This window comes from Parabacteroides hominis (assembly GCF_014287585.1).
GTDB classification, from domain to species: domain Bacteria; phylum Bacteroidota; class Bacteroidia; order Bacteroidales; family Tannerellaceae; genus Parabacteroides; species Parabacteroides hominis.
In genome coordinates this window covers 1-23,093 of sequence record NZ_JACOOJ010000012.1, presented here as the reverse complement: position 1 = coordinate 23,093, position 23,093 = coordinate 1, and the positions used below count along the sequence as shown (strand labels likewise).

General features: G+C 44.8%; 14 protein-coding genes and 1 pseudogene. 2 read left to right on the top strand and 13 right to left on the bottom strand.

Annotation, left to right across the window (positions count from 1 at the left end; translation table 11 throughout):
• Positions 1 to 104: 104 nt before the first annotated feature.
• The 6 genes from H8S65_RS08750 to aroQ all read right to left on the bottom strand — a co-directional run bounded on the left by H8S65_RS08750 (position 105) and on the right by aroQ (position 9,235).
• Positions 105 to 3,413 (bottom strand): DUF6383 domain-containing protein, encoded by a 3,309-nt coding sequence (locus H8S65_RS08750; protein ID WP_186929611.1) that lies wholly within the window; start codon positions 3,411 to 3,413, stop codon positions 105 to 107.
• 1,583 nt (positions 3,414 to 4,996) lie between these two features.
• On the bottom strand, positions 4,997 to 6,232 hold the full coding sequence (locus H8S65_RS08745) for an FtsX-like permease family protein (RefSeq protein ID WP_186929610.1): 1,236 nt from the start codon (positions 6,230 to 6,232) through the stop codon (positions 4,997 to 4,999).
• A gap of 12 nt (positions 6,233 to 6,244) precedes the next feature.
• Complete coding sequence (gene rbfA / locus H8S65_RS08740) at positions 6,245 to 6,580, bottom strand: 30S ribosome-binding factor RbfA (protein WP_186929609.1); 336 nt, start codon at positions 6,578 to 6,580, stop codon at positions 6,245 to 6,247.
• A 15-nt stretch (positions 6,581 to 6,595) separates the two neighbouring features.
• Entirely contained in the window at positions 6,596 to 7,219 is a 624-nt protein-coding gene (locus H8S65_RS08735) for an O-methyltransferase (RefSeq protein ID WP_186929608.1), read from the bottom strand.
• A 3-nt stretch (positions 7,220 to 7,222) separates the two neighbouring features.
• Positions 7,223 to 8,674, bottom strand: a complete 1,452-nt coding sequence (pyk, locus tag H8S65_RS08730; RefSeq protein WP_186929607.1) for a pyruvate kinase — start codon at positions 8,672 to 8,674, stop codon at positions 7,223 to 7,225.
• Between the two features lie 144 nt (positions 8,675 to 8,818).
• Positions 8,819 to 9,235, bottom strand: coding sequence for a type II 3-dehydroquinate dehydratase (gene aroQ / locus H8S65_RS08725; protein ID WP_186929606.1), 417 nt, complete (start codon positions 9,233 to 9,235; stop codon positions 8,819 to 8,821).
• Between the two features lie 100 nt (positions 9,236 to 9,335).
• Between aroQ and xerD the strand changes: the two genes are divergently transcribed.
• A complete protein-coding gene (gene xerD, locus H8S65_RS08720) occupies positions 9,336 to 10,241 on the top strand; it encodes a site-specific tyrosine recombinase XerD (protein WP_186929605.1) in 906 nt (301 codons plus the stop codon).
• Here the strand turns inward: xerD and H8S65_RS08715 are convergent.
• Both H8S65_RS08715 and hflX read right to left on the bottom strand, forming a co-directional pair.
• Positions 10,238 to 12,232 carry a DUF4954 family protein gene (locus H8S65_RS08715; protein ID WP_186929604.1) on the bottom strand — a complete coding sequence of 665 codons (1,995 nt, stop codon included), beginning with the start codon at positions 12,230 to 12,232 and terminating at the stop codon, positions 10,238 to 10,240. The genes xerD and H8S65_RS08715 overlap by 4 nt on opposite strands.
• A complete protein-coding gene (hflX, locus tag H8S65_RS08710) occupies positions 12,229 to 13,440 on the bottom strand; it encodes a GTPase HflX (protein WP_186929603.1) in 1,212 nt (403 codons plus the stop codon). The genes H8S65_RS08715 and hflX overlap by 4 nt, the downstream gene beginning before the upstream one ends.
• Positions 13,441 to 13,512: 72 nt before the next feature.
• Here hflX and H8S65_RS08705 point away from each other — a divergent pair, with 72 nt between their 5' ends.
• Positions 13,513 to 15,246: a T9SS type A sorting domain-containing protein gene (locus H8S65_RS08705; protein ID WP_186929602.1), complete on the top strand. Its 1,734-nt coding sequence runs from the start codon at positions 13,513 to 13,515 to the stop codon at positions 15,244 to 15,246.
• Between the two features lie 101 nt (positions 15,247 to 15,347).
• Here the strand turns inward: H8S65_RS08705 and H8S65_RS08700 are convergent, their stop codons facing one another.
• From H8S65_RS08700 to H8S65_RS21390, 5 genes and pseudogenes are all read right to left on the bottom strand, one after another.
• Entirely contained in the window at positions 15,348 to 16,727 is a 1,380-nt protein-coding gene (locus H8S65_RS08700) for an FAD-dependent oxidoreductase (protein WP_186929601.1), read from the bottom strand.
• 1 nt (position 16,728) lies between these two features.
• The gene (locus H8S65_RS08695; protein WP_255489100.1) at positions 16,729 to 18,192 is read right to left on the bottom strand and encodes a RagB/SusD family nutrient uptake outer membrane protein; all 1,464 of its coding nucleotides are present in this window, start codon (positions 18,190 to 18,192) and stop codon (positions 16,729 to 16,731) included.
• A gap of 34 nt (positions 18,193 to 18,226) precedes the next feature.
• The gene (locus tag H8S65_RS08690) at positions 18,227 to 21,538 is read right to left on the bottom strand and encodes a TonB-dependent receptor (protein WP_186929599.1); all 3,312 of its coding nucleotides are present in this window, start codon (positions 21,536 to 21,538) and stop codon (positions 18,227 to 18,229) included.
• 210 nt (positions 21,539 to 21,748) lie between these two features.
• On the bottom strand, positions 21,749 to 22,690 hold the full coding sequence (locus H8S65_RS08685; RefSeq protein ID WP_186929598.1) for a FecR family protein: 942 nt from the start codon (positions 22,688 to 22,690) through the stop codon (positions 21,749 to 21,751).
• Positions 22,691 to 22,921: 231 nt separating this feature from the next.
• A pseudogene (locus H8S65_RS21390) lies at positions 22,922 to 23,093 on the bottom strand (IS5/IS1182 family transposase); the annotation flags it as partial.

Here is a 23,093-nt window from a genome sequence, read left to right as displayed (position 1 = left end):
AAAAAGCCTCTCCGATATTTCTACCGGAAAGGCTTGTTTGTTTTCTGCCCTCTTTTCTCACGAGAAGAGGAGCAGTTGAATTATTTAATTATAAATGCATCGAATTATTTAACGATAGCTTTAACAGCTTCTTCGCCTTCAACAGCTACTACAACTACACCCTGAGGAGCAGCGATTACAGCGTCGCTTGAAGTGATAACTGTGTTAGCAACTGTCTGGCCTAAGATGTTAGTGATAACAACTTTCTTGCCTTCAGCGTTAGCGATTCTTACCTGACCTTCACCAGCGATAACAGCAACTTCAGATGTTGCGATTTCTTCGTTGTCTGTAGCATAGTTATCATCAGCACCCTTACGGTCGATATTGAATCTCAATGCAGGGTCACCACCTGTGATAGCATTTGCAAATGTTGATTTTTCATTTGTCAATACCAAGCAACCGTTCTGGTTCTTCAACCAAGCAGCTGTATCAGGAGCGATTTCCTTACCATCGTAATTCATAGATTCGATCAAGAATGAGTTATCAGCACCTTCTTCAGTTGCTTCTGCAGCCTTATCAGGATATACATAACGGAATGACCAAGTTACATTCTTATGGTTATCGTTATCCAATGCGATAATGAACGGCAACTTACCAGCATTAACCAATGCTTCATTTTCTTTTTCCAGAACTGCGAAATCAATTGCGTCGTTAGCAAGAGCTTTGTATTCAGCAGGTAATACATACAAGCTGTCACCCTTCTTAATTGCTTCAACGAAACCTACACGTGTGTAAGCCTTGTCAGCATCCAGATACGGAAGAGCTTTTTCTGCACCCTTACCATATTTTGCAACAGAGTCTGCGAAGCTTACCAGATATTTACCTCTATCGAATGCAGGAATTGCAGCATGAGCATGTTTACAAGCATACGGATCGTTTGTCGGTTTACCATCAGCAGTAATATGGCCAGTTGTTTCATGACAAGGTTCAGCAACTTTACCACCGAAATCACCACGATTTACAGAGATCAAATACTGCGGTTTGATACCATTACCAATACCACGAACAACCCAAGCTGTATCAACTACAAATGCAAGTTTACCATCAGCTTTATCCTTGCTCCAGATACCCAGATAATCAACAGTTTCATTCAAGAAGTTATCGTTTGTTTCATCCATCAGATATTCTTTACGATATCTTTCGAAGAAAATCAAGCTATCAACACCTGTTTCAACTTCGTCGATATTAGCATTGTTGAAACGACGGTAAAGAGGAGTATCATCCAGACTGATTGCAAATGCAGAAGTTCTTTCTGTTGTCAATTCCTGTACACCTACCGGTGAATTTGTGTTGTCATCAGAAACACCTGCTTTAGAATACTTCGGAAGAACCTGACCTGAAGTTTCTTCTACGGCTTTCAATATTGCATAATAATCAGCACCATCATAATGGTTGTTTTCTTTGAAATAGAAGCTATCAGCTACAGCAACACCATTAGCCATTGCATATTTTTTGTTAGTGATAGAATCCATTACAGCAGTACCCTGTGCAATAGTGTAAACAGCTCTCTTCAACTGAACAATACCAATTTTCTTATAAGGATCTGTATTTGCAGTTCCAACAGTAACACCATAGTTACGTGCTACACCAGAAGATTTCAATTCAAATGCACTTGCACCAGCTTTATAGCTCTTAGCATATAACAAAGAGTCTGTTTTTTCACCTACAGACAGGTAACGAGCATTATCATCCAAAGCATACGGATGGAAATATTTAAATTTATATTTATTCACATTATACTGAATAACTGCCTGATCTAAATATTTGTATCCCAAATAAGGATTATTGTATGCTTCTGGATATGTTTCCTTATCAATTTCTACAATTTCCAAGTCTGTACCTTCAAAGCCTGTGCTATTAGCATAAATCTTACCATCTGCATCCTTATACAACTGAACAGAAATTGTATTTCCATCATATTCACGGTTTTCAATAGTGAAACGTGAAGTCTTAGCTAAATCACCAGTAGCATATGACTTCTGAATAATCCATTGATAAGCAGGCATATGTTCTGCAAGTTGAGATTCTTCATCGAATTCAACCCATAAAGGCTGCGCACCGTTTCCATACAAAGGATAAGCGAAGTATTTACCTGTTGCTTTATCTTTAATTGTATACAAACCATTGTTTTCAACAGATACACGGTTTGAAACTACAGCTTCACCACAAGTACCAAAACCTAAACCAATGCGTGTACGGATAGTATCCCAACCTGCTGTTAAAGCCCAAGTTTTATCTGCTTCCAAATCCTGCAGAATAATGTAAGTTGAATCTGCATTAGCTGTTATATGATCAAATGCAGTTTCTCCTACCAACTTATATGTTGCAGAATCAGCTTTGATAAACAAGCTATCACCTTCCGGTGCATAAGTAAAGTGGAACAAATAATTACCGACCTTACCTGCAGCCTGAGAAGCTTCGAAAGAAGCTACGCTTGTTGTATCCGTAAGTGTCAGGAAGCCAGTACCACTTGCATTCTGATAAGCTGTATCTACGCGAATATAAGCACTTTTATCAGCCGTCATCAAGAATACACCTCTAAGTGCTCCAGCACTGAGACTATCTCTTGCAACCAAATCCTGAGCAAAAATATTATTCAGAATTTTTGTCGGGTCTACCTTAGTTTCTTTAGTAGCACCGGTAAGTTTCTTATAAAAATCTAAGTTAATAGCAGCAGAGTCACGAGAACCTAACAGTGTATGCAATGCTTTTGCATCCAGAGAAAGGCGCTTCGGAGCCTGAATTGTAAAAATATAGCCATCAGTAATCATTTTTGGTTTTGCTGCATTATTTGCTGCAAAAGTAAGAGCTGTCATATGACCATCAGTCAAACTGCCCACTCTTGCATCAGGACTTGTTGTAGGTTTATATGCCAAAACTGCCAAAGAATCAGCAGCTCCCGGAATATAAGAATACAATGGCATACCTTCTTCAATTTCCTGATCACCAGCTGTCATAGAGAAAGCCCAACCATCAACTTCTGTTCCAACAGGAAGACCAGTTGTAGAGGAAGCATTTGCAGTCAATTGAAGCACAGATTCAACATCCACTGCTAATTTCTTGCCTGTTGACTTATTCAAAAAGTCGAAAGTGTAAGATTGACCTTGAGCAGCCGGCTTTGTTACAGCTACACACCACAATGTGTTTGACAATTCATTTGCAGGAAGGTCTGTTAAACTCTTTATATACAAAGAGTCGTTGCCATCAGTACGATTAGTCATATAAACAACAGAGTCACCTGTCGTCCCAACCGCAATTTGATACAACTTTTCGTTGTAAGCACCATCTGCCTTCAACTTAACAGCAGAAGCAGAAGTAGTCCCTACAGTTGCCAGCACAAGACCGGCACAAAGTGTAGAAAACAATTTGTTCATAATCCAATAATTTAATATTAATACTAAAGTGTAATAAGTTCAATCAAATAACATGTACGCTTCCAATACTTTATAATCAATCTATATTGCGTACGAATTTCTTTTGGCAAAAATACGCATAACTTTTAAACCGACAATCCTTTTCCTTAATATTTTTTCCTTTTCTATATTCTTTCTTATCAACAACATAAGCTATCTCGTACGAAAACGCATATTTACAAGACGAACTCTGATATTTATAGACGAACGACTCCTAAGCCCTACATATCTAAAACCTAATGTACGTGCGTACATTATATATAAACCAAATCGATCCCTACACGATATAGATGGAAGTATCGCTTTGCACTTCTTATTTTGCCAGCCGACAAAACAAGGAATGATAGATGACGATTCTTGAAACATCGTCCAATGAATTACTGATACACCTAAAAGAGAGGATATAAAAGCTTCCGGAGAGGATAAGAAAAGAGAGAATCTCTTTCATTCCAGTTTTGATCAAAGTCTTGATTTATGGGTGAGCAAACAGACAAGGCAGCGTCTTGTGCCGCCGGTTCTCTTTTGCCGTCTGCTTCAGCAGACGGATAGATGATTGTTCAATAGATGAAAGGGACTGAAGTCCACAGAGGAAGAGGCTTTGCCTCTAAATCTTTTTAATCCGTCTGCTGAAGCAGACGGCAAAAGAGAGCCTACAGTCACGAGACAACCCTCGTTTGTTAGCTCGCTGATAAATCATCATTTACAGGTTCAAATATTCTTTCTAATGAGATAATTTATTTAGCTCAACAGTGATTGGGTGATGCAGTCACTTACTCAACGGAGGTTAGGTTTGAACCAATTTTAGGCACGGATTTCACGGATTACACGGCAAGAAGTTTTTTTCAAAACATATTTAAACCGTGTAATCCGTGAAATCCGTGCCTAAAATATAGGTTCGGTTTTTCTTAGATTATCCTCTAAATACCCCCTGGTTGTTTTATTTAATTAGGGTTCACACTGTTCGGAGGACTCTATAGATCAGCATGTTGCTGTGAACCCTGTGAATGCAAGATAAAAAAAGGCGGGATCGATCGATAGGATTGGATGATCGTAAACAGGTTTCACAGCCTTCACAACAAATTACTGTCCATTAGCCTTTTACCGCCGTGAACCCTGTTTTCTGTTTTTGTCATATAAGGGCTTGGCTTGGCTTGGCTCTTGTCCCATAAAATATAGGTTATAGGCTAAAAAATACAGCCTTTAGCCTATCCGGGAAAAGCCTATAGGGTAGCAGCAAAAAGGTAGGCATCTATCCGGCAACCGATGCCGACCTTTTCGGGAAGCGACAGGCATCTATAGGGACAACTTCACACACGAGGTTTGAGTCTGATAGACGCAGATTAAAATAAATAAACAGGATTTTTCGACGCGGATTTAGCGGATAAGGCAAATTAAACACCTGATACATATTTCTTATCCGTGTTATTCGCGAAATCCGCGTCAAAATTATATTTGCGTCTATCAGACTCATCTTTTAGCAGACTTGAATCATAAATGATGATTTATCTGTTCTAATCTTTTTGTAATATCTTATCTTCCAATAATTATCGGGTGAGCCATTTCTTTCCCAGATAGTGGACAGGATACCAGGCGGCAAGGAAGCCGATGGAGAGAACAGTTATAAAGACAATGAGGATATCGCCGGCTTCGACACGGACCGGATAAGCATCTATAATAAAGGAGCCGGCTGCCTGGCCTAATTTGATTATACCTAATTCCTGTTGCAACAAACAAAGAGCCAAGCCGATAACGATACCGATCAAAGCGCCGAGTCCCGAAATCATCCAACCTTCGAAAAGGAAGATACGACGAATCAGGCGGTCGTCCGCACCCATATTCCGTAAAGTACGGACATCCTCTTTCTTTTCTATCATCAGCATGGAGAGCGAACCGATCACATTAAACAGAGCCAGGATCAGGATAAAACACAGAATCAGAAAGATCATCCATTTCTCTCCCTGCATCATCCGGAAAGAGGCTTCCTGCTGTTCATAGCGGTCCTTGACCGAAAAGTTATCGCCTAAAAGCGATTTTATGCGGTTCTTGACCGAATTGATATCCGCACCGGGGACTAATGACAACTCTATCGCCGAGACTTCCTTCTCATAACTGAACAGGGAGCGGACCATCGGCAAAGGCAGCAGGATGAAATTTTCGTCATACATCTGCTGGTTAGTGGCATATACGCCACCAACAAAGGCATATTCCAAATTCAAAGAGGCAACAGGATTGGCAAGATTGACTTTCTCATTCCTCTTGGGAGCATAAATTTCCAGGGGATCAGCATAATTAGGACGCACCCCCAAAGAGAAAGCCGTTCCGACACCCAGATTGGCATAATTGGCCACTTCATCGGACAAGACAAAGGTATCCTCCCGGCTATCGACTAAAATGCTGTCTATTCGCGTCAGGCTACCGAAAGTATCGTCTACACCTTTAATAGTAGCGGTAATCTGACGATCCCGGTAGCGAACCTGCGCATTATCCTGGAGCACTTCACAAAACAACGCAACCTCAGGCAGCTCCTTCACTTCCCGGACAGCCGGAAGAGTCGGATCAAAAACCTTTCCATGTACAGGCTGAATCTTCAACTCCGGATCGAAGTTGCTGAGCATGGAAGAAACCAGCCCGACAAACCCGTTCAAGACAGACAGCGCACATACCAGGGCCATTGTAGCGACAACCACTCCACAAACAGACACCATCGAAATTATATTGATGGCATTGTGGGATTTCTTCGAAAAAAGGTAACGCCGGGCTATATAAAACGGGAAGTTCAACGCGGTAATCTTTTACTTTTTCAACAGATTATCAATGTTCTCGATATAATCCAGAGAGTCGTCGATAAAGAAAGTCAGTTCGGGAATCTTGCGAACCTGTTTCCGGATGCGCTGTCCGAGGTCAAAGCGGATGGCTTTCGTATTCGCCCGGATATTCTCAAGCATCTCCTTCGACTTTTCAGACGGGAAGATACTCAGGTAAGCACGCGCCACACTCAAGTCCGGGCTTACGCGTACCACACTGACAGAGATCAGGATGCCATGCATAGCCTGTGTCTGTTTCTGAAAGATATCACTCAACTCCTTTTGCAGGAGACGCTCTATTTTACTTAGTCTTGTACTTTCCATAAATTCTTACTTTTTTTATTTTTTCCAGATCATTGTGAGGCCGTCACGCAAAGGTAAGATAACTTTTTCAATACGCGGGTCTTCTTTGATTTTATCATTAAAACTAAGAATACCGAGTGTTTGTTTATCCGTAGGATGCTCTTCTACCACATGACCGTCCCATAAGGTGTTGTCGGCAAGGATCAAGCCACCGGGGCGCACCATCGGGAAAACAAGGTCGAAATATTCCGAATAAAGCCGCTTGTCAGCATCGATAAAGACAAGATCGAAGGTTTCATCCAACGTCGGGATGATTTCGAGGGCATCGCCGAAATGCACCTGTATCTTATCCTGATGGGGCGACTGTTCCAGATATTTCATGATGAAGTCCTCCATCTCGTCGTTGATCTCGATCGTATGGATCAAAGCGCCCTCTTCCAGCCCTTCCGCCATACAAAGAGTCGCATAGCCCGTATACGTCCCGATCTCAAGCACGCGGCGGGGACGAAGCATCCGGCAAAACATCTTCAATATCCGCCCTTGCAGATGCCCCGACAACATACGCGGACGAAGCAGGTTCACATTCGCATCCCGGTTCAGGGCCGAGAGCAGCGTACCTTCTTCGTCACTATGGGAAAGAATATATTCGTCTATCGTCACGTCTTACTCCTTAAACGTCGGTAACTGGTATTTGCTTCCGGCGTCCAGAACCTTCCCTACGTTATTGATTTCAAGGAAGCTCGTACCGCCACCTTCGCCGAAGCTGCCGCTCAGGTAAGCCACCATATCGTTACGGGTGATACGTCCGCTCTTGATCAGCTCGTTCAGCGCATCGTAGAAATAGCCGCGGCGACTGTCGTTATAAGGCTGGTGGACGGCCCAGACACCGTAAGAAAGGGACAGCATACGCATGACACGGGGATTGTAGCAGATGGAAAACACGGTGGAAGTACCGCGGAATGCAGCCAGGTAACGTGCCGTACGTCCGGTATAGCTATCCGTAATAATGGCTTTCACATGCAGCTTGGAAGACGACTTTACAGCCTGTTTTGCCAGGAAAGAGGTCACATCCAGATCATTCCCTTCGATAGGGACGCGGATGTCATTGGCAGAGAGCTTTGTCTTTTCCGCTTCGCGGGCTACCTTCGTCATCGTCTGGACAGCTTCGAGCGGATATTTCCCGTAGGCTGTTTCACCGCTTAACATCAAGGCATCCGTGCGATAATAGATTGCATTGGCGATATCCGTTACTTCGGCACGGGTAGGACGCGGGTTGTTGATCATGGAGTGAAGCATCTGGGTAGCCACGATAACCGGCTTCTTCACTTCGACACACCTGCGGATCAATGTACGCTGGATACCCGGAATCTTTTCCGCCGGCACTTCGATACCTAAGTCGCCGCGGGCAATCATGATACCGTAAGCGACTTCGAGGATATCATCTATATTGTCGACGCCCTCCTGGTTTTCGATCTTGGCGATAATCTTGATCGGGCTGTTATGTTCGTCCAGGATACGCTGGATATCCATTACGTCCTGCTTATTACGAACAAAAGAGTGAGCGATGAAATCCAAATCGTGCTCGATCGCCCACATGATATTTTTACGGTCTTTCTCTGTCAGTGAAGGCAGGTTGATACGCACCCCCGGCACGTTCACGCTCTTGCGGCTTCCCAGAGTTGCGTCGTTCTCCACTTCGCAAACCAGAAAATCGTCTTTCTTATCGATTACTTTCAATTCCAGGTCTCCGTCATCGATCAGGATATCGCTGCCAATACCCAGGTCATTGACAAAATTCCGGTAAGAGACACAAATGCAATCATGCGAAGTCTCCCCTTCCGGGTTTCCCATGATCTTAACAATTTCCCCGGTCTTAAACGGGATAGGAGCCTGTGCAGTAGTTGTACGCACTTCCGGCCCTTTGGTATCCATCAGAATTCCGATGCGATCAGACACTGCACGGACATTATTAACGACTCTGGTCAAACCCTCTTCCGCCATGTGAGCCGTATTGAGGCGCACGACATTCATTCCTGCCTTGTACAACGCGTCGACAAACTCGACCTCGCAACGCTGGTCAGAAACAGTAGCAACAATCTTCGTATGCTTTAACATATAACCCTTTTTTAATTGAGAATCGAAAATTGAGAATTAAAAATTCCCGATAGACAAACTCCCAAACTATAATTAAACATCTTTTTACCTTAACAAATCTTCTTTTCCAAATAACGACAGCTTTATCTCTCCTTTAATTGTCAATTAAATAAGCGCTTCCATCGCCAACCGGTACGAATCCAGTCCGAATCCCAGGATCACCCCTTTGCAAGCGGCGGAAATCATGGAGACATGGCGGAAAGATTCACGGGCATGTACGTTTGAAATATGCACCTCCACTACCGGAGTCGTTACAGCTTTTATTGCATCGTGGAGGGCAATGGATGTATGCGTATAAGCGCCTGCATTCATAATAATCCCGTCGTAATCGAAGCCGACCTCATGGATCTTATTTATCATCTCGCCTTCCACGTTACTCTGAAAATAAGCAATTTCACATTGCGGATACTTCGCGCGCAATTCACTCAGATAGCCTTCAAACGAAGCATTTCCGTAGACTGTCGGTTCGCGCTTGCCTAACAGATTAAGATTGGGGCCGTTAATAATCTGAATCTTCTTCATTTTGCCGTAATTTATTACCTTTGCACTACCCTTGAACGGGCAGAAAATATCCGGCAAAGGTAATGATTTAATTTGACACATACATAATGTATAGACTCCGATGCACCAAGAGAATGACAAAATAGAACGATATAAAATTTATCTCCGTTTAGAGAAAGCGCTCTCTGCCAACTCTATCGACGCTTACCTGACAGATCTCGACAAACTGACAAACTTTGTCGAAAGCGAAGGTAAGAAGTACGCAGATGTCACGTATGACGACCTGCAACAGTTTGTTGCCCGTTTGCGTGATATCGGTATCCATCCACGTTCGCAGGCAAGGATCATTTCAGGGATCAAATCTTTCTATCGATTCCTGTTCTTAGACGATTATATAACAATTGATCCGACCGAATTGTTAGAATCGCCCAAGATCGGATTGAAACTCCCTGAAGTTCTAACTGTCAACGAGATAAACAGCATCTTAGACACGATCGACCTGACGTTGCCGGAGGGACAGCGGAACCGGGCGATGCTCGAAGTCTTGTATAGCTGCGGGCTGCGCGTGTCGGAACTGGTCTCGCTGCGCTTCACGGATGTTTATTTCGACGAAGGTTTTATCAAGGTGGAAGGAAAAGGGAGCAAGCAACGCCTGGTCCCCATCTCGGGGACGGCCATCAAAGAGATCAAAAATTATCTGTATGACCGCAATCATGTTCCGGTAAAAAAGGGATTTGAAGATATCCTGTTCCTGAGCCGGAGGGGAACAGCCCTGTCACGGATCATGGTTTTCCATATCATCAAGCAGCAAACGGAAATGGCAGGTATCAAAAAGAACGTAAGCCCGCACACGTTCCGCCATTCCTTCGCCACCCATCTGCTGGAAGGTGGCGCCAACCTGCTCGCTATCCAGGAGATGTTAGGGCATGAGAAGATCACCACCACCGAAATCTATACACATATCGACCGCCAGTTCCTGCGGAAGGAGATACTGGAACATCATCCACGAAGCAAGCCGCGGGATTAGAGCAGCCGTTCCATGCGTTCGATCAACTCGTCTCCCAAAGCCCTTTTGACAACAATATGTTCTTTGACTGCCGTGACAAAGGGGTTGCTCTCGAATGCTCCGCGCACGCCTTCGAAATCTTCCTGTTTCTCCTTATCCGAGCCGTCCACGCCGAAACCGGTCATGAAGGTAAGGGAGAATTCTTTCTTTGCATCTTTATAAAGCAGGTTATCCAATCCGATCACCGAGTCTTGCCAACGGCGGACAAGGTCGACGATCTGCGCTGCCGATATGGACGACAGGTTCACGCCATAATATTCTTCCAGCATATCGTAGGCCCATGTCCATTCCATATCATAGTAATTGGAGTGCATGGCAGCAAAGAACTCTTCTATCGCGTCAAGCGAAGCGATCTCACCTTCCTCCACTTTCTCAATCAATCCATCCAATTCCTCACGAGGAAGAATCAGTCCGGAAAGATCCAGCCATTCCCCGCGACCAGCCGAAGAGGTCGGCTTCAACTGCGCCCAGACCTCATCCATAGAGCGGAAGTCAGTTCCCTCCAGGCGTTTGATCAGGGAGTTCCCCAGGAATTTATTGATAGCCATGCCATAGAGGTCGAGGGCCGTACGCAAAGAAGAACCTTTGATACGGGTATTCTGGTAATAATAGACTTCAGATGTCTCGCCCACCAACTCCTGCAGGTTCTTCAGGATTCCGACAGCCTTCATCATCTTGTAGATGGTATACGGGCTCAGCAGGTTATAGTTGATCATATCCAGGCGCTCCGGATCAGTACGCTTATCACGCTTCGGCCATTTCTGCGCGTCACGGATCGTGCCGACGCTACGCAGGTTCACGCCGGGGACAAGATACGTCTCATCGTCTTTCTCTATCAGATAAGAAAAAGGCATATCCGATGTATCGCTATGGTGGTGATGGCGTCCCATTACCAGAGAGAAAGCCCCGACACGTGCAGGCCACAGGATATAGGAATCGCTGGTCGTCTTGGAACCTCTCTCCACAATCCCTTGATGGATGGGGCCTAACTTATACATATGGTTGCTCTGGTTCGAACCGCTTCCGGCATTCAGGAACGAATACATACCGGCTATCAGCAGGCTGCTCTTATGCATCGACACCGTAAAAGGCCCTGCAAAGATGGCGCAAGCCTCTCCGTTCTCAAAAGCGCAGTTGCTGAACAAAAGTGAATCATGCGCAGAGAAGTTATGCGTCACATGGCAAGCCTGCCCGATAAAGCAACGGATAATCTTGGCGGCATCGGCAACCACAGCCCCCGAAGAGATGATAAAGTCTTCTGCAATCACACTGTCGCCGATGTACACCGGAGCAGTCTCATTACTGTTAATCGAACCGTTATCGAGACGGGTACAGTTTTCGACCGTCGCATAATCGGCAATCACGGTATTGCGCACAGTTCCGGTATTGATTATTTTCACATGGTTACCGACAAAGCCATAGCTGCCAGTCTGCAGATCGGCAAAATCGGCAATCATAGCCTGCAAACGCAGTATTAAGGCCGGCCGATGACGGTACAAAGCGATGAGATAGGCCAATGATGCGGACAAGTCGTTATAAATAGGCACTTCACGACCTCCCGTCTCATTCAGGACGGACACTTCGACATTGTTTCCGAAAGAGGATCTTCCTTCCACATACATTACATTCACGTTCTGTATGAAGCAATCATCGCCTATGAAATAATTAGAGATATAGTTGTGCACATTTTCAATCAGCGTATTATCGCCGATCTCGCAATTATGCAAAGTCGCATTCCTGATGCCGCTATGTTTCTTCACTCCTCCCGGAAGAGTAAACTCCTTTTCAAAAAGGCCCAATGCCACACTCCCCGAAAAATGGACGTTGCAAACGTGCTCGGCATAAAAAGGAGTGGCGACCTTTACATTATCCCAATTATCGGCAGTACAACCGTTTATCTCCAAATCTACAATTTCTTCCGATTGCAGATTCCTTAAATATCCTTCACTCATTCTTCATCATATTGTTGGAAAAGGAAATCATTATAAGGGAAACGTGTAATATGAATCTGTTTCACCCGCTCGTACAGCAAGGCTTTGAGCGCATCGATATTCGTCCGTTCCTTAGCCGAGATAAAGATGCAATTATCCTGCATCTTGTTCATCCAGGTACGTTTCAGTTCGTCGAGGTCGATATTCTCACGCGTACGCGGAGTCAGATCATCTTCATCTTTCGGCACGAAAGTGAAAGCGTCGATCTTATTGAACACCATGATCATCGGTTTCTCCGTCTTGTCGATTTCGGACAAGGTGCGGTTCACCACCTCGATCTGTTCCTCGAACGTCGGATGAGAGATATCGACGACATGCACCAACAAGTCCGCCTCACGCACCTCATCCAAAGTCGATTTAAAAGATTCGACCAGCTCGGTCGGCAACTTGCGGATAAAGCCGACCGTGTCGGACAGCAGGAAAGGCAGGTTGTCGACAATCACCTTGCGGACGGTCGTGTCGAGCGTCGCAAACAGTTTGTTTTCGGCAAACACTTCGCTTTTACTAAGCTGGTTCATCAACGTGGACTTTCCGACATTGGTATAACCGACCAGGGCCACGCGAACCATCTTTCCGCGGTTCTTCCGTTGCACGCTTTTCTGCTTATCGATCTCGACCAGATCCCGTTTCAGTTTGGATATCTTATCCAGGATAATACGCTTATCCGTTTCCAACTGCGTCTCACCCGGACCGCGCATACCGACACCGCCACGCTGACGCTCCAAGTGTGTCCACAAACGGGTCAGGCGGGGCAACATATATTTATATTGCGCCAGTTCCACCTGCGTCTTTGCATGTGCTGTCTGCGCACGCCGGGCGAAGATATCCAGAATCAGATTCGTACGGTCCAGAATCTTCACCTGCAACTCTTTCTCGATGTTACGCAATTGCTTGGCGGAAAGTTCGTCGTCGAATATCACCAGCCCGATCTCATTTTCCACCACATATTCCTTTATTTCCTGCAACTTGCCGGAACCGACAAAGGTCACAGAATTCGGATAATCCAGTTTCTGATAAAAACGCTTCACAGCCTCGACACCTGCCGTATCGGCCAGGAAAGCCAATTCATCCAGGTATTCCTTCACTTTCTGTTCATTCTGTTCAGGAGTAATCAGCCCTACGAGAACAGCCTTTTCTGTCTGTGCTTCAGATATAATAAATTCTTTCATACGGCAAAGATAGTAAATTCAATTATTTATGTATATTTGTACCCATAATATCAATCCAAAATAGTATTAACTATGAAAAAGAAAGTCATACACTTTGTTCAGTCTGCACTTGTAAAGATTTTATTCTTCGGTGCAAGTTATCAACTCCACGCACAGGTTTCCAATCCATCTTCATGGGAAAGTTTTGTAAACAGCAGTAACAATACGCTTGTTTCTGATACGTTCAGGTTGCAGACGTTCGGGGATTCGGAATGGGATAATTGGGAATATGATATATCAGGCGAAGCTACAGTAGTTGATAAAAATCATACACTCGAATTACCCGTAGGAAGTAGTGCGGCGTTCAGTCCTTATTCCCTTTCCTTATACAACAATGTGGAAATACATACCCACATCAATGCGAACAACCTTACCTCCAAGAAAAAACTTATCTTCCAGACATTCCGATCTGGTAAAATGGAGTCAATCACCGTCCCATTAGATGGTATGCTTCGAGATGGATACCAAGTCAACCACATTACTAAAAACCCATCTCTCTTGACAATTCAGACGGGAGTGCCGGACAATCCGGAAACTTGTTCTTTTATGCTTGATTCTATCTATGCCACCGGGAAAATACCGATCTATTCCCTGTTCACCGGAACCGGTGATTGGAACGACACCATCCGCTGGTCGCATCTTCCTCCACTCCGTCACAGGAATGCGCTTATAAATGGCAATGCAACCATAACGACAAATACTTATTGCAATAATGCCGCGGTCAGTTCTGGCAATCTACAAATAGCTCAGAACATCCGGTTATCACTGAATAACTTAGATTTGTTCGAAACCGATGCTTCCATCCGTTCGGAAGGAGAAATAATCATTTCCGATCATGTCACCTTCCACAAGACGTTTGAGAAAGCCGGTAAATGGTATTTTATATCTTTCCCTTTCGACGTTTACCCATCCGGTATCGATCCCCGTTTTGAGCAAAAGGATGATACGCCTAATGACGGAGGCAACTATTTCTATGTCCAATCCTACAATGGAGATAAGCGGGCATCGACTAACCAATCTACCGGTAACTGGGAAGTTGCAGCTATCAACTCCAACAACACGCCATTATTTGAAAAGAACAAAGGCTACCTGATCGCATTAGATGAGAAAGCAACAGAGCAAACTATAACTTTTTCATCCCGCCCCGATGATATTCTCGTAGACTTCGGCAATACAGGAGCCATAACGATCCCTTTAGACAGCGACATAACGTCCGGTAACGAAGAAAACTACGGCTGGTATTTATGTGGTAATCCGTTACCCGCACCACTCCTATTGTCCGGGATAGAAAAGAACATGGCGCTGGACGGAAATATCTATGTATATGACGGGAGCGGTTATAAAACCTATTCCCTCAACAGCAACTATGCCCTCCCACCTTTTGCCGCGTTCTTCATAAAAGCCTCTTCACCGACTGAATTGAAAGTATCATCCAACAGCACATCCACAAAAGCAATGGAGATAATCCAAACAAACTTACCCTTAAACAAAAGCATTGCCGAACCTCATCCCGCCAAGCAAAACACAGCTATCGGGAATCCGCATACAAAGGATTTTCATTTCTTCATAAAAGACAAACAGCTATATCTGAGAAATATTCCGGAAACAGGATATATCAGGCTATTGAATATGATGGGACAATGTTTGCTTCAAAAGGAAATACGGCAAGGTTCGCAGGTGATTCGGATTACCGACAGACCCGGAATGTATATTCTACAAATACACTCCGCAAAATACCAAAAACACCAGAAAGTAATCCTTCTATAAACGATAGAATGAGAAGGTGCGTCAAAATCCCTTTCTCCCTGCGTCAAGCACGGGAAGAGAACGGTTTGGCACACCTTCTCAAAAATTACTAACAGACAGAATCAGATCAGTTGTCCCACTTCCTTCAACCGTTTCCGCAACTGCTGAATATCGACATTGTGGACATCGGGAGACTTCGACTTACAAATCTGGCCGGCAGCGACACCCACCGCTTCGCCGGTAACCAAAGAAGGCGGCATTACACGCAGGCTGCCATGAGCATAGGAATCCGTCGAGATACAACGACCGGCCACCATTACATTCTTCAAATCCACAGGTGTCAGGCAACTGAAAGGAATCCCATGAGATTCACCTTTTTTATAACGGGGATACTTTGTGGCATCCTGCTTATGGACATCTATATAGTAGCTATTACGGCCGATACCATCCTCGAACTCCCGGCGAGCCAGCCAGTCCTCCAACGTAAAGGTATAATCACACTTTATCCGGCGGCTTTCGCGGATTCCCATCAAATTAGCCGTACTTGCCAGAAAAGAAGCTCCAAACGACTTAGGTTCAAACTCGACCAACCCGTCATGCAACTGCCGTACCAGTTTACGTCCCTTCATCATCGCTTCGGTCAAAGAGGCAGGATCCGTACTGTCGACAGTCACATGCCCGGCATTAAAGCCAACAAATCCCGGCCCGATCAACTTATCATTCATGTGCTTGTCCTTTACCAAAGGATATTTAGGATTGCCATAAATAGAATGAACAGGGCCATTCTTCCGGTTGGTATGGACACTTCCTATTAAAGAAAACTCATAAGGATCGACATTGGACAAGGTAAAGCAAAGAGTCCCTTCCTGTACGGAACCATTTTCATCTCCCATCACGAAATCGGCTCCGGCCCAGGCCGCCAGATCTCCGTCACCCGTGCAATCGATAAAGACCTTCGCTTTGTATGTCGATAATCCCGCCTTATTGGCAACAACGATTGCATCCACAACCCCTTTCTTTTTCATCTCCACAGCGGCCATAGTCGAGAAAAAGAGAACGGAAACTCCGGCAGACATGACCAAATCGTCATACACGACCTTCAGATACTCTCCGTTGATAGGGACCCAGTCATTATAACGGACATGAGGGACGCCCTTTTTCGATTCCAGAAAAACCTGTTCCGCAATCCCTTTATAAATGATCTTTTCGCCATCCGTAAAGGGACACCAGGCATTCAACAGACCGGAAGTACCCATTCCGCCTAAAGCGCCGGTTCCTTCTATCAACAAGGTTTTGGCACCTTCGCGTGCCGCAGCCGTAGCCGCAGCACATCCCGAAGGTCCTCCTCCCACAACTATTACATCCCAATCATCATATACCGGTATTTTCGATTTTCCCGGCAAACTACCGATTTCGGGACTTTCTGCAGCGAAAGGTGTCCCCGCCGCCACAGATGCCAAGCCTAAAGAACTTATGTTTCTTATAAAATTTCTTCTTTTCATATTACCATCCCGGATTTTGTTCCAGTAACTTATTCGCATCTAACTCAGTCACAGGTATAGGAAGCAAGTAATGTTTCTCCTCTACCATTGCTCCAATAGTCGGATTCTGCGCCATCATAGCCTCCTTCAACTTATGCGTACGCAACAAGTCAAAACGGCGTTGTCCTTCAAAGGCAAATTCTTTACGACGTTCCAAAAGGATTACATCCAAGAAATCTTCCTTGCTCAAACCTGCCTTAATATCAATGTCCGAAGCCTCGTTCATATTAAGCCCGAAAGCACGGCGGCGTACCGTATTCAAACAATTATATGCCTCCGCATCAGAAGGATTAAGAGCATTCAACGCTTCCGCACGCATCAGATAGACGTCCGAATAACGCAGTATCGGATAGTTATTTTCTCCGCCCTGGGATCTGATTGCCAATGGCGACGGATCCAAAAACTTATTGACATAGCAAGGGAATTCATAATTAGAAGACATATTCGGATATTCTTCTTTTGTATATAAACGTACGTTTACATCCCGGCGCAGGTCGCCTGCCTCATAACATTCATAATGATTACGGGTAACCGGGTCATCTCCGTAACCGACCCAACCGTTTATATTCACAAAAGGAGGACGGTAAAACCCATTAAAGTTACTGCCCATTACTCCCGGCGTATTCCGCTTATATTGGATTTCATAAATAGATTCTTGTCCATTTTCCTTTTCAACATCAAAGTTATCGGCATAGTTATCATAAAGTTTATATCCCATCTGCATCACTTCGGCCGTTTCTTTTACAACGTTCTGATAATCGCCACGGGTTAAATAGACCTTTGCCAGCAAAGCCGTAGCCGCACCTTTCGTCGCACGTCCCAAGTAGCCCTTCGGAAGTTGTCCCACAGACGGAAGGACGGATTTAGCCTCCTGCAGATCCGAGATGATTTGTTCATAACATTCATCCACCGTATTGCGGGAAACTTCCAGCCCTTCGAGCTTCGTAGTCTGTTTCAACACCAAAGGCACGCCTCCATACACGCGGACCAAATTGAAATAGGCAAATGCACGTAAGTATTTAGCTTCTCCGATCAGTCTTTTCTTCACATCATCTTTAATCTGGTCGCTACTCATATTCGCTATATTCTCAATCGAGAAATTGGAACGGTTCACACCTACATAATGCTTGGTCCAAACAGAATAAACCAAATTCGTGTTTCCATCAAACTCAAATTTATCCAAGGCATTTTTATCGAGGTTATTCGTCGTGCGGCCTCCGCCCCATTCGCTGTCATCCGTCCCCTGGCTCTGCAATACTTCCCAGAACTGATTATAAATATCATTATCCATAAAAGCTGCATAAGTGCCATATAAGGCAGCATTCGCATCTTCTTCAGACTTAAAAAAGTTTTCCGGACTCAGGTTGGATTCCGGAACCAGATCCATATCCGTACATGCGCTCAACATAACTGAGCTTAATATCATTAATGCTATTTTTTTCATAACTACTTAGATTGCATTAGAATTTAACATTCAAACCAAACAACACCGATTTTGCAAACGGATAAGAGAAAGCATCATATCCGGCTCCTAAATTATCCTGTCCGTATTTACTTACTTCCGGATTATCACCCGAATAGCTCGTAATCGTGAAGAAGTTCTGCAAAGAAGCATACACGCGCAATCCCGATACATACTTCGTAAAGCCGAGGAATCCGGAAGGGACATTATACCCTAACGTAATATTCTGGAAACGCAGGTAAGAACCGTTTTCCACATACTGGTCGGAAACGCGCATCACGGCTTTCGAACGAAGCGCACGCGGCAGTGGGGCGTTCTGATTCTCCGGAGTCCAGCGGTTCATCGTAGAGGCGAACATATTGGTAGCTCCTTGCATGTCCTCCATCGTCACTCTCGTACCATTATAAATATCATTGCCTAATGTAAAAATCATATTCACATTCAGGTCAAAGTTCTTATACGCGAACGTATTGTTAAAGCCTCCGAAAATTTTAGGCTGTGCGCAACCGATTATGACACGGTCGAGGTCATTGATCATTCCGTCGGGAACTCCATTCGGCCCGCTTATATCCTTAAAACGGACATCTCCCGGTTTAGCTGTCGGCTGGGCAGAAGAAGCGATGTCGTCCGATGTACTGAAAATTCCATCATACGCATATCCGTAAAATGTTCCCAAAGGCTGTCCGACCTGCACGATACGCCCTAAGTGTATTCCTGTTCCATCCTGCCCCGGCTGATCCGGATAAATGAAAGAGACCTCTCCCAAACTCAATACTTTATTTTTATTATAAGTAAGGTTCAAGCTCGTGTTCCAGGTAAAAGAGCCTTCTACCGGAGTCGCATTAATAGCCAATTCAAACCCTTTGTTCTCCACTTCGCCGATATTCTTCAAACCGGAAGAGAAGCCGGAAGATCCCGGAATCTTGACCTTCAACAGCAAATCGCTGGTCTTTTTATAATATCCGTCGATAACCACTGTCAAACGATTATTGAAAAAGCCGAAATCGATACCGGCATCAAACTGGGCAGTCGTTTCCCATTTCAGGTTCGTATTGGCAACCTGGGAAGGATAATAGCCGGTCACCTTTTCGCCGTCAGCCACATATCCGGCAGATTTTAATAGTGCATAGGAAGGATAAGTCCCGATTCCATCCTGGTTGCCTGTAATACCAAAGCTAATACGGGGTTTCAGGTTGCTGAAGATATTCAGGTCTTTGATGAACGGTTCTTCCGAAGCTCTCCAGGCCAGTGCGGCAGAAGGGAAATATCCCCAGCGGTTATCCCTGCCAAAGCGGGAAGAACCGTCGGCACGGATAGAGGCTGTCAATAAATATTTATTATTGACGGTATAGTTGACACGCGCCAGGTAAGAATTAAGCGCCCACTTTGCGACACTTGAACCCGGAGCCGTATAAGTCGTACCCGAACCCAGATTATTCATTTGCAGGTTGTCATTCAAGAAACCGTACGAACCGGCATTGAAGTTGTCGGAAGTAGATGATTGTTGAGTATATCCTACTAATCCGGTAAATGAGTGTACGCCCCATGTATTCGTATAGGTCAGGATATTTTCATTAATCCACGTATAGCTATTATTCGCGATCTTCTTGGCTTCTCCTCCTTTTTGACTACCGGAATAGACCGAACGGGGATTATAGCTCTTGTTTGTCGAATAACCGATATCGATGCCGATTGAAGATTTGAAACTCAGCCCTTTAATAATGTTCCATTCCACAAACGCATTATTCAACGTACGGAAACTTGTATGCCAGTCCACCTTTTCATTGATAACAGCAACCGGGTTATCAAACGTGGTCACGCCATTCTCGTCACTAAACTTATAGTTGCCATTTTCATCCTTAACGGCAATATTCGGCGGCGTAGTCAGACGGGACATAAGGATGGAATTTCCCACCCGGTTATTATCGACCTTCGTCATTGTCAGGGCTATGCCCATATTAATCGTTGAAGATATCTTATGGTCGATATTGGCACGAAAAGCATACTTCTTCATTTCTGTCGCTTTGACAACCCCCTCCTGGTCGAAATAATTGAAAGAAGTCAGGAAAGTCGTCTTGTCGTTGCCACCCGAAACCGTCAACTGATAATTCTGGGTCAACGCATTGTCGTTGGAAGTCAGTCCCTGCCAATCCGTCGTTGCCGGAGTCAGGCTTTCGTCATATATCGCTGCACCTCCTGAATTTACCAATGCCTCATTTGCCAGCTTCTCGAATGAACGGGCATCCAACAGGTCATATTTCTTGTAGATATTCTGGATGCCCCAATAAGCATCGAACGCTACGGATGTTTTTCCGCTTTTCCCCTTCTTGGTCGTGACGATGATAACACCGTTCGCACCACGGGAACCGTAGATGGCTGTCGAGGAAGCATCTTTCAGAACTTCTATCGATTCGATATCCGATGTCGGGATCGAGTTCAGCGGGCTTAATGCCGTCTGGCTTGCATCCGCACTCGGATAAACCGGCATGCCGTCGATGATATACAACGGTTCGTTACCGCCGGAAATAGAGTTGCCGCCACGGATACGGACGGTGGAACTTGCACCCGGCATACCTGAATTCTGCACCATATACAAACCGGAAGTACGTCCCTGCAACATCTGGTCTACAGATTTCACGCTGATACCCTGCACCTTGTCTACCTGGATAGAACCGACAGCACCGGTCAAGTCGCTTTTCTTTACCGAACCGTAACCGATCACGACGACTTCATCCAGATTCTGGGTATCTTCGGATAAGACGATCCTCAGGACGGACTGGTTGCCGACAGGCACTTCCTTCGTCAGGTAGCCGATGTAAGACACGACCAGCGTGGCGGAAGGTTTGTCCAACGCCAGCGTAAATTTACCGTCGACATCCGTTACCGTTCCGACTGATCTCGAACCTTTTTCGATCACATTGGCGCCGATGACCGGTTCGCCGTTGTTGTCCGTAATCACGCCGCTGATTGTTTTACCCTGCTGTGCAGACAAAGGGATAGTAGTGGTCGTTCCACCTGCGGACAGTAGTATATACGAACCATCGACAGAGTATTTCACATCCGTTCCGGCGAACAGATTTGCCAATACTTCCTCCAGAGAGGCTTTTTTCAGGTTAACAGACACTTTTCTGTCTACATTCACAAACTTGTTGTAAATAAACAGATAATCAGTTTGTTTCTCAATATCGTTCAACACATTCTCAAGTTCGGTGTTACTTCTTTTGATCGTAACGTTTACATTCTGAGAATTGGAGTTTTCTGCGTGCATGCAGAAAATGAACACGAATAATAACAAGGTGGTTATTCTCATGATTCTAAAAAATTGTTTACATCGAGGTCTTTTTACAGAATAAGACGCCGACAAAGATTTTTTATTCATATCTTTGGAAATCAAGTTTATTAATACAGTTAAATAATTGTGTTAAGTCTATGCCGGTAAGTGTGGGGACATTTATCGGCATTTTTCATTGAAGGTTAACCTTTCTCGTGTATCATAGGCATTCTGTTTTAAGATTAAACATTACTTTATGTAAACCACCGATTCATCCTTATTCCGCTCGAACGTATATTTGGCATCTTTCTGCAAAATGCTCAACGCCTTGTCTATGCCATCCGATATGCGGAACTTGCCACTACAGACATAATCGGTTAATTTGGGGTTCTCTATAATAATATGTATACCGTAGCATTTTTCAAAACGGGACATCAACTCCTCAAAGTTCATATTCTTAAAACAGATCAATCCTTCTTTCCAGCGGAAAAGGTCGAAGTCTGCAATCGGTTTCGACTGCAAATGCCCGTTGATCAAAGATACCTGTTGATTAGGCGCCAAGACGAGACTCTCCGACGGGTTCTTCCTGTCGGAAACCCGTACCGAGCCTTCCATCAGCGACGTGCAGAAATCTTCCGAGTCGCCATAAGCCTCCACATTGAACTTCGTTCCCAGCACCTCCACATTACATTTTGCGGTCTGGACAACAAAAGGTTTGTCCGCATTGCGAGTCACCTCGAAATAAGCCTCTCCATCCAGGGTTATCTCCCGCTTATCACCTGTAAAAGCTGCGGGATAGCGCATTTCCGAGCGGGCGTTCAGCCAGACGTTCGTGCCGTCCGGCAAAGTCAGGTTTGCACGCTGGCCGGCGGGGACGGTGATCGTATTCATGGCCTCGCCTATCTTCCGGATTTCCGACTTATAGAGATACGTTCCGCAGGCGACGGTAATGGCAAATACGGCGGCGATCTTTATGGCTTCGAACAAGACGGTCCGGTAGAAAGGACGGGATTTCTTTTCCGTCCCGGCTGCCTTCGTGCTGCCCGACAGGATCATCGCATCGAAAAACTCGCGTTCCCTGAAAAGCTCTTGCTCGTTTTCGGGAGAGGATTCCAGCCAGGTACGGACAACTTCTTTTTCCTCGCGGGAAGCTTTTCCGTCAAAGAATTTATAGAGTGTTTCTTTTTCCATTTTTTCCGTTTCTATTAATAAAGCAAATAAGCGGGAAACATCCCTAACGAAAAAGGAAACTTTTTTCGAAGTATCGGGATTTTGCCCAACGGAAACTACCTGTCGACAACCGTCAGCAGGCCTGTCGACAATTGTGAGCAGACTTGTCGACAACTGTGAGCAGGAGGGTGTGTCAAAACCGACACATCCTCTTTTTATATCGTTTCCTCCTTTTCCCGATATAGTATTTTTCTATGCCGCAATTTTCCGAGTTGTATAAGTAATAATTGCCATTTTCGTTCTGTAATGGGTTCTCCGTCGGCTGTATAGGGTATAAATCAGCTTATAAAGGGTTGTATAACCTTCTTTAGCGAGTTTTGCACACATTTTCTTGATGTTAAAGGCTATAGCGAAGAAGGCAAAG

Excerpts from the sequence above, each read along its gene's own strand:
- H8S65_RS08750 (WP_186929611.1), bottom strand. The coding sequence starts at position 3,413 with ATGAACAAATTGTTTTCTACACTTTGTGCCGGTCTTGTGCTGGCAACT.
- rbfA (WP_186929609.1), bottom strand. The coding sequence starts at position 6,580 with ATGGAAAGTACAAGACTAAGTAAAATAGAGCGTCTCCTGCAAAAGGAG.
- pyk (WP_186929607.1), bottom strand. The coding sequence starts at position 8,674 with ATGTTAAAGCATACGAAGATTGTTGCTACTGTTTCTGACCAGCGTTGC.
- aroQ (WP_186929606.1), bottom strand. The coding sequence starts at position 9,235 with ATGAAGAAGATTCAGATTATTAACGGCCCCAATCTTAATCTGTTAGGC.
- xerD (WP_186929605.1), top strand. The coding sequence starts at position 9,336 with ATGCACCAAGAGAATGACAAAATAGAACGATATAAAATTTATCTCCGT.
- H8S65_RS08715 (WP_186929604.1), bottom strand. The coding sequence starts at position 12,232 with ATGAGTGAAGGATATTTAAGGAATCTGCAATCGGAAGAAATTGTAGAT.
- hflX (WP_186929603.1), bottom strand. The coding sequence starts at position 13,440 with ATGAAAGAATTTATTATATCTGAAGCACAGACAGAAAAGGCTGTTCTC.
- H8S65_RS08705 (WP_186929602.1), top strand. The coding sequence starts at position 13,513 with ATGAAAAAGAAAGTCATACACTTTGTTCAGTCTGCACTTGTAAAGATT.
- H8S65_RS08700 (WP_186929601.1), bottom strand. The coding sequence starts at position 16,727 with ATGAAAAGAAGAAATTTTATAAGAAACATAAGTTCTTTAGGCTTGGCA.
- H8S65_RS08695 (WP_255489100.1), bottom strand. The coding sequence starts at position 18,192 with ATGATATTAAGCTCAGTTATGTTGAGCGCATGTACGGATATGGATCTG.
- H8S65_RS08690 (WP_186929599.1), bottom strand. The coding sequence starts at position 21,538 with ATGAGAATAACCACCTTGTTATTATTCGTGTTCATTTTCTGCATGCAC.
- H8S65_RS08685 (WP_186929598.1), bottom strand. The coding sequence starts at position 22,690 with ATGGAAAAAGAAACACTCTATAAATTCTTTGACGGAAAAGCTTCCCGC.